This window comes from Kitasatospora sp. NPDC002040 (assembly GCF_040296785.1).
Lineage (GTDB): Bacteria > Actinomycetota > Actinomycetes > Streptomycetales > Streptomycetaceae > Kitasatospora.
The window spans coordinates 1-14,064 of sequence record NZ_JBEOXV010000034.1 but is presented as its reverse complement, the minus strand read 5'-3'; the positions used below and the strand labels follow the sequence as shown (position 1 = coordinate 14,064).

At 65.2% G+C, this 14,064-nt stretch carries 9 protein-coding genes and 2 pseudogenes; 2 read left to right on the top strand and 9 right to left on the bottom strand.

The genetic code is table 11. The features are described 5' to 3' along the window. Positions 1-338: 338 nt before the first annotated feature. The 3 genes and pseudogenes from ABT118_RS32450 to ABT118_RS32440 form a co-directional block, all read right to left on the bottom strand. Positions 339-2,057, bottom strand: coding sequence for a GmrSD restriction endonuclease domain-containing protein (locus ABT118_RS32450; RefSeq protein WP_350678365.1), 1,719 nt, complete (start codon positions 2,055-2,057; stop codon positions 339-341). 295 nt (positions 2,058-2,352) lie between these two features. Next, positions 2,353-2,958: a hypothetical protein gene (locus ABT118_RS32445; protein ID WP_350678362.1), complete on the bottom strand. Its 606-nt coding sequence runs from the start codon at positions 2,956-2,958 to the stop codon at positions 2,353-2,355. A 501-nt stretch (positions 2,959-3,459) separates the two neighbouring features. Next, a pseudogene (locus ABT118_RS32440) lies at positions 3,460-4,032 on the bottom strand (transposase); the annotation flags it as partial. Here ABT118_RS32440 and ABT118_RS32435 point away from each other — a divergent pair. Both ABT118_RS32435 and ABT118_RS32430 read left to right on the top strand, forming a co-directional pair. Next, positions 4,029-4,203 (top strand): annotated as a pseudogene (locus ABT118_RS32435) (IS256 family transposase); the annotation flags it as partial. The pseudogenes ABT118_RS32440 and ABT118_RS32435 overlap by 4 nt on opposite strands. 471 nt (positions 4,204-4,674) lie before the next feature. After that, positions 4,675-5,465, top strand: a protein-coding gene (locus ABT118_RS32430) for an IS5 family transposase (RefSeq protein ID WP_502884761.1) whose coding sequence is annotated in 2 segments (ribosomal slippage) — positions 4,675-4,990 and positions 4,990-5,465 — 792 coding nt in all. Because the reading frame shifts where the segments join, the coding sequence is not laid out codon by codon here. Between the two features lie 649 nt (positions 5,466-6,114). Here the strand turns inward: ABT118_RS32430 and metG are convergent. The 6 genes from metG to ABT118_RS32400 all read right to left on the bottom strand — a co-directional run. After that, a complete protein-coding gene (gene metG, locus ABT118_RS32425; RefSeq protein ID WP_350678357.1) occupies positions 6,115-7,830 on the bottom strand; it encodes a methionine--tRNA ligase in 1,716 nt (571 codons plus the stop codon). A 392-nt stretch (positions 7,831-8,222) separates the two neighbouring features. After that, a complete protein-coding gene (locus ABT118_RS32420; RefSeq protein ID WP_350678349.1) occupies positions 8,223-10,871 on the bottom strand; it encodes an amino acid adenylation domain-containing protein in 2,649 nt (882 codons plus the stop codon). 306 nt (positions 10,872-11,177) lie between these two features. Continuing rightward, positions 11,178-11,996, bottom strand: a complete 819-nt coding sequence (locus tag ABT118_RS32415; protein WP_350678369.1) for an SDR family oxidoreductase — start codon at positions 11,994-11,996, stop codon at positions 11,178-11,180. A 77-nt stretch (positions 11,997-12,073) separates the two neighbouring features. Next, positions 12,074-12,787: a thioesterase II family protein gene (locus ABT118_RS32410; protein WP_350678342.1), complete on the bottom strand. Its 714-nt coding sequence runs from the start codon at positions 12,785-12,787 to the stop codon at positions 12,074-12,076. Between the two features lie 76 nt (positions 12,788-12,863). Continuing rightward, on the bottom strand, positions 12,864-13,634 hold the full coding sequence (locus tag ABT118_RS32405; protein ID WP_350678335.1) for a thioesterase II family protein: 771 nt from the start codon (positions 13,632-13,634) through the stop codon (positions 12,864-12,866). Positions 13,635-13,744: 110 nt separating this feature from the next. After that, positions 13,745-14,064, bottom strand: a 320-nt coding sequence (locus ABT118_RS32400; RefSeq protein WP_350678330.1) for a phosphopantetheine-binding protein, incomplete at its 5' end; no start/stop codon positions are given.

The window sequence follows — 14,064 nt, the reverse complement described above, 5'->3', positions numbered from 1 at the left end:
TTGGTCCGCCCGGCCCGCTGGGCGGCCCTGGCGGCGCCGATCAGGCCCACTCCCATTGAAGCTGCGAGCTGGGGAGGGCCCGAGCCGCAGGACCGCGCAGAAATCTTCTCCACGGGTACGCGGCGCGGGCCGCCCGCTCCAGTCGACGCTCGTCTTGAACTCGCGCCTGGCCGGGCGGCCGGCAGGCCCCCGTGGACAGGGGAGGCAACTGGACTATCGTCCGGACAAGCAGGGATCAGCCGGCACCAGCCAGATGTCGTGCCGACGGTGCGTTCCCCAGCTGGACGGTAGAACGCCCGGCCCGACATCGGAGGGCCAGACTCACTCTAGCGCCTCGTTCATTTCGCGAGGGTACGCCCTGTCGCACGTTCCACCAATTGCACTACTGTTTCTAGACGCTCATTCAAAAACGCCGAGTAGTCATTCTTTGTGATCCCACTGTCTGGGCCAATCTTGATTGCATGAGAGGCGAGCACGGACCTCAGCTTGTCTTCGCCGTACGTGTCGGCCATGTCCTTCATGTACTCGCTCGGCTCCCGATCCCTGATGATCCGATTAGTCTCGGCGTCGATCAGGCTTCGGTTGAGCAGCAGTTCGGAGCTTTCCTTTTCTCCTGCCCGCGACAGGTAAGCTTTCGGGAAGATGTGGTGGGAGTCAATCGCCGCCTCGCTCACGCGGTACGGAGTCATGGCTTGGCCGGTGTGAAAGTCCTCGGCCCGACTCTTCACAAGCAGGCACATCAATCCTGCATAGAGTGCCTTACGGCGCACCGACGCTGACCGGAAATTAGCTGCATCGAGTGGCAGCTCGTCAATCGCCTCGGGCGTCGGCCCTTCTCCAGTGACAGCCCAATTCTTGAGCCTCCCATAGTCAGCACCGGCCTGGCTATTCGCACCCTGATCGTAGTTCGTGGTGAAAACGGTGTTCCAGAAGAATTTCTGGAGCCTCTCAGTGGCCAAGGCCCTGTCTAGCGGAACCAGCTCCGAAATCTCCTGCCAGGCTGCCGCCATCGGGAAGATCACCATACTGTAGGGAAGCCACTTTGCGTCGACAACACCGCAGTCAGCCTGCAGCATGTCGATTACTCCAGCAATGCCCTTGATGACCGGATTCCAGTGCTCGCGGATATGGTCAGCGGTCAACTTCTTTAGGATGTCTGATCGTTGAGCCGAACCGAGCGCGCGCAGAGCCACCGCTTGAAGTACGTTGTACGGGGCGATCTTAAAGTCGACGAGAGCCCGATAGTTGGCGAGTGCATCCTCCCAGTACTCTCGAAGATTGACACCCTGAGGGTAATAGCGCGCAGTCAACAGTTCAAAGGCCCCAAGAGGTTTACCTGTCCTATTGAGCGTCTCGAAGATGGTGCAAACGGCCTCAATAGGCGTGCTCTCGGGAAGTGTAAGAACGGGGAGGCCGTAAGAGCGCAGCGGAATCACATACTTATCCCTCATCTTGCGATAGAGAGACTTTAGGGCCTTTGTGTCAATCGCATCATCCTGATCCTTGAGCGCGTCAGCATACTCATCAAGCCAGTCGTCAAATCCATTCACCTGGGCGATCGGGAAATGAGAGAGTGTCAGAATCTCTGAGTTTTTCTTCTCTTGAGCCTTGGTGGAGGCCTTCGGAAGGGAGATGATTGCAACTTCGAAATCCACCTCATGGAATTCCTTGACCGACATGTCTGGGCCAACAAATTCATCTACCTTAAGATAGTAGAGTTCATCCCCAGTTCCGGTGAGCGCTTGATAGAGAGAGGTCAGTCGCTGCTGTCCATCAAGAACCAGCTCATCGGGCCTCTTGGCCCCTAGCTCCGGAGCACCTTCGAAATTCCGACTTGCAAATAGTTCATCGCTTCCCTGCTTCCAGAGAAGAAGGGTTCCCACCGGGAACTTGGAGATGATTGATTGAATCAATTCTTCTGTTTTTCCAGCGTCCCATACGAAGTTCCTCTGGAAGTCGGGAAGGGCCACCTCGCCTGCCCGGATCCGGGTCACGATGTTCGAGATCTGCCGAGGAACCGGGTCGAAGATGGGGTCCGACTCGTATGCGCTGGTCATAGATCTACCCTTACCTAGGTGGGAAGCACGTCATCCGGCAGCTAGCAACCAGATCCGAGCGGAGTCTAAGGTCTGCAACTGACTCGGCGCGTAGGTTTGGTGACTGTGCGACACAGCCGACCAGCCCCTTGATCGCAATGTTCCTTCGGCGAGATCTGCCCAGTCCAACGACGAGAGGCGCCGCTGCCGCACCGGCGGCGCCTGAAACGATGGCCGCCAGCCCAGCATCGACCTGGGTGGGTGAATCGAGAACCGAATCGGACCTATAGTGCGGTCATCTGCTGCGCCAGCGCCGTCAGCGCTGCCGAGGGATGGGCAGCGGCTCATGATGGTGCCAGATCAGTGATCGGTCTTCGCGGCGCAGCTCGGCCGATCCCCACTCCATTCGCACCACACCCTCAGCCAAGGAACAGGCGTAGGCGACGAGGACAAGCTTGGTCTCTGGTGGGAGGCGCGCTAGATCCGCATGAGGCTCGCCGTCATCCGGCAACTCGATGCCAAGGTCCAGCTCCCCCTGCCGCTGATCGGGTCCATGCCTGCGGATGAGGTAGGCGCGAAGCCCTGACACGCTGCGGAGCCTGGCAGCCGTTACGGGTACGTCCTTCTTCGCATAGCGGTAGGGGTACACAACGTGGCCGGCGACCACCGCGACGGTTCGCGCCTGGAGCCGGACCAGCTCTACGCCAGGGAGCTGCGAAAGATCAGCCGACAACTCCTCGTACTGCGCGGCGTAGAGCCCGTGCCTGTACGCTTCGAGCGTCTGTGTGTGAACGCCTTCATGGCCGCCCTGGGTGCGTTCGTGAGCCCGAACTAGGCATGCAGGCACGATTGCTGTCACCTCGGCAGCGAGGGAACCGAAGGCTGTGGGTGCCCACGGGCTGACAGAGTCTGCGTCGGCCATGCGGATCCCCCGATCGATAGCCCTGCGCACAACCTCAGGGTCTGACGGTCCACTGATCGGCATGGCGGATCAAGGGCGCATCGGGGGATCTCGGGGAGCACGGAGCAGGGTTGCCACGTGGTTGAGCTGGCATTCGGGCAGTAGGACTGCGGGACCATTGCGGGACCACACGCAGTGCACGGCGTTGTACAGCACAGGGACGAGCAGATATAAGGACGTGCACCCAGAGGCTCTTGACCTGCGGGAATAGGTTACGGCGCGACCTGGGGGTCAAGGGGTCGCAGGTTCAAATCCTGTCGTCCCGACCAGCGTTTACGCAGGTCGGAGGCCGTTCTCGCAGAGATGCGAGGGCGGCTTTTTCGCGTTTGTGGTCGCCCGGTGGTCGTTCCCTGGGACCACCGGTGCTCGGTGGGGTTCTGATGGGCGTTCACGCCGCTCGCCCGTACTGGGTCTGTACGGTGACTGGCTCTGTCCCGTAATCGTGGTAGCGCTCCGTGGTGATCACTGGAGGAGGGTGCAGTGGCGGAGCAGGGCGAACCCGGCTCGGCCGTGCATCTGGCGCATAATCCGTTTAGTTCGCGTGTTGACTCCCTCGGTGCGACCGTTGTGGTGCAGGGTGGTGCGTCCGGCATTGACGGCGGCCCGGTCGAGTTCGAGGCCGTTCGTGAAGGCTCGCAGGTGGGGCAGGTCGACGGCACGAACGGACGTGATCCAGTCGGTGAGCTTGGCCTCGTTGCCCTCGGCCGGCGCCAACAGCCGCGCGAACTCTGCGGCCAGACAGGCGAGTTCGGTCATCTCGGGGCAAGCCCCGGTGAGTTCCCGCAGGACTGTGTCCTTGTCGCGCAGGTTCTCCGGGCGGCTGAGAAGGAGACGAGCAAAGCGCTGCGAAGCGGTGACGAGCTTGTCGCCCTCAACGCGGCCCTGGGTGAGATAGCGGACCAGGAGGTTCGCGCTGCCGGTGTAGCCCTGCTCCTTGATCTCGCGCAGGAGGTGGGTGACGGGCACTGCGGGGTCCTCGGCCCGACGTCGGCGCAGGTGGTCGCGATAGGGGTCGACGAGTGTGGGCTTGTAACGCCCGCATCTGCAAGGCCGTCCGGGCCCGCGGGCACTTCGAACGAGCAAGCGACCCTGAAGTGCGTCTACAAGGCCGTTATGAGCCTCGACCCCACCGGCCAGGGACGCAAATGCTGGACCATGCGATGGAAGCCCGCCCTCCAGGCGTTCGACATCGCCTTCGACGGCTGACTCTCCATTGGCTGTCGGTAACTCACACAACATCAGATACACCAGTCACTGGACGCATCTGCGGGGTTGGAAATCGCGGGCCTCGGAGCTGAATTTAGCGAGCGTGAATACGAGTTCCGGACATTGACGGCCGACGATGGCGGTGAGGACGGCGACCTGGGCTGCGGCGAGGTGTTGCCAGATGATGGTGCGGGCGTCTGCGGGCGTCGCGGCTGCGCCTCTTGGGTCGTCGCTGTCCTCCTTGGCAAAGTGATGGTCTACCGGGTGCAGCGGGTGCCGGATCGGCACGACTTCGATCTGGTTGGTTGTTTCCGCTCCGGCCGGGGTGTCGTCAGGCCCTACGGTGCCGAGAAGGGTAGCGAGTTGGCGGTGCAGTCCATAGAGCTCGTAACACGATCTTGTGGGTGTGGGCTGGTGGGCCGTGTCCGGTGTGACGATTCGTCCGTTGGTGATGGCGTGAGTGCACCGTGGATGGTCGATGACGACTTGTGGGCGCTGATCGGGCCGGTGCTGCCGCCCTGGCCGGAGCGGTCGCCGGGGCCTCGGCCGGTGGACGACCGGCTGTGTCTGCAGGGCATCCTGTTCGTGCTGTTCACGGGCATCACCTGGCAACAGCTGCCACCGGAGCTGGGCTTCGGATCCGGGCAGACCTGCTGGCGCCAGCTGTGTCGGTGGACCGAAGCCGGGGTGTTCGACCAGGTCCACCGGATACTGCTCGCCGAGCTGAACTCGGCACGGCGGATCGACTGGACACGGGCCTGCGTGGACGCCTCCCACGTACGGGCGAAAAGGGGGGTGCCGGGGTTGGTCCGTCGCCGGTCGACCGCCGCAAGTCAGGCAGCAAGCACCACCTGATCTGCGACGGCAACGGGACTCCGCTGAAAGTGATCACCACCGGCGGCAACGTTCCCGACATCACCCAGGCCCTCGCCCTGGTCGACGGCGTCCCGCCCGTGGCCGGCCGACAGGGCAGGCCCCGCAAGCGGCCCAAGTCCCTGCTCGGCGACAAGGGTTACGACAGCCGGCACGTGCGCCGGGAGCTGACCCGCCGTCGGATCCTGCCCGTCATCTCCCGACGTGGAGAGCCCGACATCCGCGGCCTGGGCAAGCTGCGCTACGTGGTGGAGCAGACCTTCGCCCTGCTCCACCAGTTCAAGCGCCTGGCCACCCGCTGGGAACGCCGCCTCGACCTCCACGACTCACTCATCTCACTCGCGTGCATCCTCATCTGCTGGCGACGACTCAACAAGCAGACCCCGTGATCGTGTTACGAGCTCATAGTGACCACACCGTCGACGACGAGGCGCAGCGGCTCGGCGCGGCACTTCGAGGGCGACGGCGCGAGCGGTACCGAGCCGGTAGTGGCGCGCGGTGGGGTCAGTGCCGGGGGTGGTGGGGCCGAGCTGGACGAGGAGCCAAGCCAGGGCAGCGGGGTCTACCATGGTCCGTTCATCATCTTCGGCATGCGAGCACGTTAGCGGGCCAACTCACGCGCCTCCAGCAGCTTTCCTGTGGGTTCCCGTAGGGGAACCCACAGGCCAAAAGGGCACAGTCGACGGCCGGGTAGAGCGCTCCTCGGCCCTACCGCTCAGCTCGTCCCAGGGTCACCGGCGTCCGACGAGCCGACGTGCGCGTCATCGGCCGCCACCGCGCTGACCTACGCATAGCGCAGGATAACGATCCTCAAGGAACATGTGCGCGAGCTGCGGCCCGCCTATCTACTGGTGGATCGCGTCAAACAGATGCTCTATGAGCCCGGTGGGCTTGTCTGGACAACGAACCTGGCGTCGGCAAAGGCAGACTGACCAGCGAGTTCGCCGCCTTCGCGGGATGCTCGCGGTCAGGGTGCACCTCTGCCGACCTCGCGACGGAGGCGACGAGCCTGGTGGAACGCGCTGAACAGTCTCGGCTTCAGGCGGTGCCGAAGCGAGCGCGATAGGACTCCAAGTCCTCCTCCAAGAGCTTCGCGAAGAGCACCGGCGGAACAGTGAAAGCGGTCCCAGCCGGGATCGCTTCCAGCGACTTGGCCTGCTCAGCGGTGACCCAGGTTGCGTCGTCGCTCTCTAGGGTGAAGGCGCCGCGCATGGCTGCGGCCGAGGAAGGGATGATCGGCTCAGAGACGACGGCGTATAGGTGGATGAGGTTCATTGCCGTACGCAGTGTCAGGGCCGCGCCCTCTGGATCGGTCTTGATCTCCAGCCAGGGGGCCTTCTCCTCCAGATAGGAGTTGCCCGCAGACCACAGGGCGCGCAGCGCCGATGCGGCCTTGCGGTACTGAAGGGCCTCCATGTGCTCCTCGTACTCGGCCAACAGTTGCGCGATCTCCTCGCCCAGCCGCGCTTCCGCCTCGCCGGCTGCATTGCCTGCGGGGACATGGTTCCCAAACCGCTTGTGCGAGAAGGACAGCACCCGGTTGACGAAGTTGCCGAGGGTGTCGGCCAAGTCCTTGTTGACCGTGGCAGCGAAGTGCTCCCAGGTGAAGGACGAGTCGTCGGACTCCGGGGCGTTGGCAATTAGGAAGTAGCGCCAGTAATCGGCGGGAAGGAGCTCCAGGGCCGCGTCTGTGAAGACACCGCGCTTCTGCGATGTGGAGAACTTGCCGCCGTAGTACGTCAGCCAGTTGAAGCCTTTGACGACGTCGACCTTCTTCCACGGCTCGCGCACGCCGAGCTCGGTGGCAGGGAACATTACCGTGTGGAACGGGACGTTGTCCTTGGCCATGAACTGGGTGTAGCGGACGGTGTCATCGACCTCGTACCACCACGACTTCCACTCGCGGGTCTCGCCGTCCTGAGCCGCGTCCGACCACTCCTTCGTCCCCCCGATGTACTCGATCGGGGCGTCGAACCAGACGTAGAAGACCTTGCCCTCAGCCGCGAGCTCCGGCCAGGTGTCGGCCGGGACCGGGACACCCCAGTCCAGGTCCCGGGTAATGGCACGATCGTGCAGGCCCTCGGTCAGCCATTTGCGGGCGATGGAGGAGGACAGTTGCGGCCATTGCTCCTCGTGCCGGGTCACCCAGGCGTCCACCTCGTGCTGGAGCTTGGACTGCAGCAGGAACAAGTGCTTGGTCTCGCGGACCTCCAGCTCCGTGGAGCCGCTGATCGCCGATCGCGGATTCAGAAGATCGGTCGGGTCGAGTACGCGCGTGCAATTCTCGCACTGGTCACCGCGGGCCTTGTCGTAGCCACAGTTCGGGCAGGTGCCCTCGACGTATCGGTCCGGCAGGAAGCGGCCGTCGAAAGACGAGTAAACCTGGCGAATCGCCCGCTCCTCGATGAAGCCATTCTTGTGGAGCTGCCGCGCAAAGTGCTGCGTGAGCTCGACGTTCTGCTGCGAGGAGCTGCGGCCGAAATGGTCGAAGGCCAGCTGGAAGCCGTCGTAGACAGCTTTCTGGGCGTCGTGGGCCTGCGCGCAGAACTCGGCCACCGACAGCCCGGCCTCTTTGGCTGCCAACTCGGCCGGCGTCCCGTGCTCGTCAGTCGCACAGATGTAGAGGACGTCATGACCGCGCTGGCGAAGGTACCGGGAGTACACATCCGCCGGAAGCATCGACCCGACCATGTTGCCCAGGTGCTTGATCCCGTTGATGTAGGGAAGCGCGCTGGTGACCAGGTGACGAGCCATCCTTGGATGCTCCAATTCGTACGTAAGGCGCCGGTGGCAGTGTTGCAGCGGGCCCAAGTCGGAAGGCGGCAGCAGGCGCGACCGCTCAATTTGCTCAGCTGCTTCAAAGGCACTCGGCCGTCCGGGACAGGCGGCCAAGCGAGTCCCGGACGGTCGAGGCAGTGCTTATCCTAGCTAAGACTAGACGGCGGGTTGTCCCGAGTTTGGCGGAGTCCGTGATCTTGTGGCTACCTGGACCGTGGGATGGCGTCCTGGCTTCGCCAGTCGATACGTTCGTGCTCGCCAGGTGGTACGTACTCGCGCGGATCTGCCAGGTAACCACTGGAAGACCGCCCGCTCGACCCTGTGTGGTGCCCGACGGCAAGATTCCCTCGGGTACCCGCTCGCCCCGTTCAGCTCGTGCCGAGGATCTCGGTGAGCACCCGTACCGTCGGGGTGAGGTATAGCTGGCGGAGCGTGAGCTCGGGTAGGCCGCGCTCCCGCATCGCTGTACGAGCGCGGACCGCAAACAGTGAGTTGCCGCCCAGTTCGAAGAAGTTGTCGTCCCGGCCCACCGGGACACCGAGCACGCTCTCCCACACCTCGGCCAAGGCCGCGCCCAGGTCGCCTTCCTCGACCGCGGCGGGCGTCGAGGCCACCGGTGCCGACACGGTTACGGGTGTCGGCTCGACGGCCCGCTCCAGCAGCTTGCGGGTGTCGAGCTTGCCATTCACGGTCAGCGGCAGTTCGGACACCTCAGTGAATGTCGCGGGCACCATGTACTCCGGTAGCACCCTGGCCGCCCGCGCCCGCAACACTGCGGTCCAGTCGACGCTTTGCTGACCGTTTAGGACGACGTGAGCATCGATCCGGGTGCACGCCGCGTCTCCAGCTGCCGTACCGCCGAGCACCACGGCAGCTGAGGTTACCGACGGGTCCTCCAGCAGTACGGTACGGATCTCGTCGAGCTCGATCCGAAAACCGCGTACCTTGACCTGGTTGTCCAGCCGCCCCAAGTGCTCGATTCGGCCGTCCGGAAGGAACCTGCCCCGGTCGCCGCTGCGGTACATCCGTCCGCCGGCGCCCGGGCGCTCGACGAATCGCTCAGCGGTGAGCTCGGGACGGCCCAGATACCCCAGGGCCACGCCCTCGCCGCCCACATAGATCTCACCGGCCACTCCGGCGGGCACCGGACGGCCTCGCTCGTCGAGCACCTGGACGTACCAGCCGGACAGCGGTCGGCCCACCGACCGTGACCCTGCCATCGCCTCACGGCGGGTGATCGTGGTGGCAGTAACGTGGACCGTCGTCTCGGTGATCCCGAACATGTTCACCAGACGGCAGCGGTGCTCGGGATACCGGTCGAACCAGCCTCGCAGTACCCGGGTGTCCAGGGACTCACCGCCGAACAGCACGAGCCGAAGGGGCAGTGCACGCTCCTGGCGCCGATCGGCTTCCATCAGCTGTTCGAACGCCGACGGCGTCTGGTTGAGCACTGTGACACCCTCGTCGACGAGCAGGGCGTGAAACTCCTCTGGCGACCGGGACACCCAGTACTCCACGACGACCAGCCGCGCCCCGGTGAGCAGCGCACCCCACATCTCCCAGACGGAGAAATCGAAAGCACTGGAGTGGAACAGCGTCCACGTGTCGTCCGGGCCGAGCCCGAAGTCATCCGTGGTCGCGGCGAGTAGTGCGAGGACATTGCGGTGGGGCACCACTACGCCCTTGGGACGACCGGTCGAGCCCGAGGTGTAGATGACGTACGCGGCGTCCTCCGGGCTGCGTCGGGACGCGGGTCGAACTGTCGTATTCTCAGCCGCGCGGGCGAGTTCGGTAGGGGACACCAGTCGCGTGCCTGCTGCCGCGGGGAAGCCGTCCATGTCGGTGACAACGAGCAGCAACCCCGCGTCCTCGACCGTGTGTGCAAGCCGGTCGGCCGGATGGCCCGGATCCAACGGCACATAGACCGCGTCGGCCTTAAGCACGGCCAGCAGGGTGGCGACAAGGTCCGTGGAGCGATCGAGGCAGACGCCGATCCTGTCACCGGGCGCGACGCCTTGAGTCACCAGGCCGGCAGCGAGACGGGAGGCTCGTTGGTCGAGTTCTCGGTACGTCAAGGATGTCCCGCCACAGACGACGGCGATCGCGTCGGGCCGTCGCGCGGCACAGGACTCGAAGGCAGTGTCGATGCGCTGCGGCTGCCACAGCGGCATCGGGAAGGCCGGAAGTCCAAGCGCCAACTGGCGCTCGACCTCGGCCTCGTCGAAGACCTCTACCCGATCGGCTGGCAGATCGTCATCAACTGACGCCAGCTGACGGTAGACCGAGGCGAGTTGACTGGCGAAGTCATGTGCGATGGCGCCGTCGACCTCCCATACCCGGTGATGTACCTCAACCGAGAGTTCCCCGTCCGGCCCGCCACGCGGCACCAGCGTCAGCGGCCATGGTCCGCTCTGCGCGAGCAGCACGTCCGCCGCGTCGAGGTTCAGCGCGTCACACAGCAGACCGACCACCGCCGCGTCGTCGATCGCGGCGCACGCATCGGTGTGCGACCGAGCGACGCATCGCTCGACACCGCTCAGCGCATCGTGGGCCGCAGCCAGAAGCTCCCCTGCCGTACGGGAACCGACCATGTCAACGGCGAGAACCGAGCCGCCGCCGAACGCACCCAGGGACCGATTCGTCCGGTCTGCGCGCCCCGTCACCAAGGCGATCGCCGCCGGACGGCCCGGCTCGTAGCGGCCCAGCACCAGGCCGGCGGCCACCGCCAGCCGGGCGGCCGCGCCCTCAATACCACCGGGCAGCTCCACCTCCACCACCCCGCTGGTGTCCCCCGCCTCGGGATCGGGTCTCGCCCACTCGACCCGGCTGGCGGATACCGACTCGCGCCAGCCGCAGGTCACCTCGTCACCGGATTCGACGTCGGCCAACGTGAGCTCATTCGGCTTCAGCTCTCCGATCAGCACCTTACCGACCAGCCCCAGGGATGTCGGGTCTAGCACCGCACGATGGGCCACCAGGACCAGATCGGCCGAGCCGTCGGCGTAGCTCAGAAGCACGGCACGCAGCGCTGGGCCCGACGTGCCGACGGGACGCAGTAGTTCACGTCGCAGCAACCGCTCGGCGACCGGGGAACCCGACACGCCGGGAACCGGTTCGCACCATAGTCGCGGTCGGCACTCGGGGGAGGCGGGCCACCACAGGCGGGCTGCCTCCGTTAGGCGGCGCTTCAGGGTCGGAATGTCGGGGGCGCACGTCAATCGCAGTCGACGAGCGTGGGACCAGGCCCGCGGCAGCGAGTCGGCTGGCAGCGGGGCGGAGGGAAGCAACACCTGTCGTTCTCCAGAATTCTGCGGGCGGGCGGTTCAGCGGGCGGTGAAGCCGCCGTCGATCGTGAGCACACCGCCGGTCATCTGCCGGGAGTCGTCGCTGGCCAGCCACAGCGCGGCGCGAGCGATGTCGTCCGGCTCGATGAGGGCATTCATGGGCTGCGCCTGGACGAACGTCTCCTCGTGCTCGGCGATCGGGACATCCAGTGTGCGGGCGATCTCGGAGAGCATCCGCCCTTCCATTCCGCCGTCGTCACGCACCGAGCCGGGGCACAGAGCGTTGACTCGCACCTTGTGCGGGGCGTAGTCGAGTGCGACGGCCTTGGTGAGGCCGACCAGGCCGTGTTTGGCGGCCACGTAGCCCGCGAAGTAGCGGTAGCCCACCAGACCGGCCGTCGAGGCGATGTTGATGATGCTGCCGGAGCGCCTCCGCATCATGTGGCCACCGACTGCGCGGATGGCACGCCAGGCGCCCGAAAGGTCGACGTCGATCATCACCTGCCACTCGTCCACGTCGATCTCGTGGGCCGGCTTACCCGAAGGCGCGGCGATCCCCGCATTGTTGACGAGTACGTCGATGGCTCCGAACCGCTCCTCAGTATCTGCGGCCACCATCTCCAGAGCGGCAAGATCGCGGACATCGGCCTGGCGGACGAGAACGGCGGCCCCGACGTCGCGGCACAGGTCTGCGGTGTACGCCAACTGGCTTTCCGAGCCCAGGGGGTAGGGAATGCCGGGCAGTCGACCCGCCACATCCACCAGGGTCAGGTCCGCGCCCGCACGAGCGAAGGCGATGGCACAGGCACGTCCCAGGCCGCGGGCCGCACCCGTGATGACGGCGGTCTTGCCCTCCAGGCGAGTGTCCGAATGTCTCGCGAGGAGCGGAGCAGCCGCTCTGCCGAAGGTCTCCGTGTTCCCCGCGAGCTGCACGGTCACCGGCCCTGCACCAGGTCGAGGTGGGTACCGATCAGCCCGAGCAATGCGGGCACGCCATCGGTCAGATACATGTGTCCGCCGTCCATGTCGACGGATTCGAAGGATGCGGTGGTCGCACGCGACCACCGGGCGGACTCGGCGGCGCACACCAGCTCGTCGTCCCGGCCGCGCACGGCGGTGACAGGGATGTCGAGCGGACTGTCGGAGGCCGGGCGGTAGTTCTCGTGCATCTCCACGTCAGACCGCAACAGGGGCAGCAGCAGCTCCCTCAGCTCGGGGTCGGCCAGAGCGGGATGGGCGTAGCCCGCGAAACGCTGTACCTGTGCCACGAACTCGGCATCGGGCAGACCGGTGGCGCGGTCCCGTCTACCGCTCCACGGGTCGGGCGAACCGCTGGCGAACAGGCCCACTATCTCGGTACGGCCCTCGGCGCGCAGGCGGTGGGCCAGCTCATAGGCGAGTACGGCACCGAGGCTGTGTCCGAACAGCGCGATCCGTGCGCCCCCACCCAGCACGGAGGCCACCTGGGCATGGGCGTCGTCCGTGGCCCGGGCGACCTCCGTGAGCGGCGGCATGGCGTACCGCTCCTCACGGCCCGGCAACTGCACGGGCAGGATGCGCATTCCTGCCGGAACCAGAGCTTGCCAGCTCCGGAAGAACGAAGCACCCGTCCCAGCGAAGGGCAGGCAGATGAGGACGGTCTCGTCCATGGCGTCTTTCTCCATTGTCCAGATGGTTCAACGTGATTCAGGTGGTTCAGATTGCGAAGTCGCTGTTCGGGCGACGTCAATCCATGGCGTGTGCCTGCTGTACCCGGCCGAGCAGCGAAGCGCTGATGATTTCCACCACCTGCGGCAGCTGGTCATCGAGGTAGAAGTGACTCCCTGGCAGGACATGAAGCTCGGACGGGCCAAGGGTCTCGCGCTCCCAGGTCCGTACGCCCTCGACGGGAACGCAGGGATCACTGTCACCGACCAGCGCGACCAGCGGACAACTCAGCGGCGGCCCGGGCTGGTGCTGGTACATGCTTAGCAACCGGTAGTCGCCGCGCAGTGCAGGCAGTACCAACTCCAACAGTTCGGGGTGGGCGAGCAACTCGCTCTCGATTCCGCCGAGCGCCATGACCCCCTCGAGCAGCGACGCATCGTTCACCTCGAAGTTGGCGGCGCCGGGAGCTTGAAGCGGCAGCGCCGGCCCCTGCCTCGCGGACGTGAAAAGCACCGTGGGGGGTTGCCCCTCCTGTTCAAGGCGCCGCGCGGTCTCGAAGGCCACGAGTGCCCCCATGCTGTGCCCGAACAACCCAACGGGTCGGTCATCAGCGAGAGTCGGCGCAAGCGCGTCGACCACCGCGTCGAGGAGCTCATCGATATCCTTCGCGCACGGTTCGCCAAAGCGATCCTGACGCCCCGGGTACTGAACGGACAGCACCTCAACGCGTTCCTGAAAAGCCGTCGCCATCGGAAGGTAAGAACTCGCCGAGCCGCCTGCATGAGGAAAACACACCAACCGGGCCGAAGCACCTGGCACTTGCCGGAAGCGCCGGATCCACTTACTCATTACTCGCACTATCTCCGTTGAGGGTCGTGACAGGCAGACGCCTTCCTCCGGCCACTAGGGCGGGCCGGAGTGTCTCTGGTTCATTCTCAGAGTGCGTATTTTGCGTCCACTCACGTTGCTTGGACGTCGGGCGATCCAACTGTCCGCCGATGATCGACGAACTGACGGAGGGTCGGTCGTGTGGTGGGTTGGGGCGGGGTGCGAGTGGCTGATGCGTCTTCCAGGACTGCGGCGAGGCCGTTGACGGTCGGTGCATCAAACAGCGCGCGAATGGAAAGCTCGCGCCCCAGTGCCGAACGGACCTGGCTGACCAGCTGCGTCGCCAGAAGCGAGTGTCCGCCAAGTTCGAAGAAGTTGTCGTCGATTCCGACCCGGTCGATTCCCAGGATCTCCGCGAACAGCCCGCAGAGCAGCTCCTCACGTACGGTAC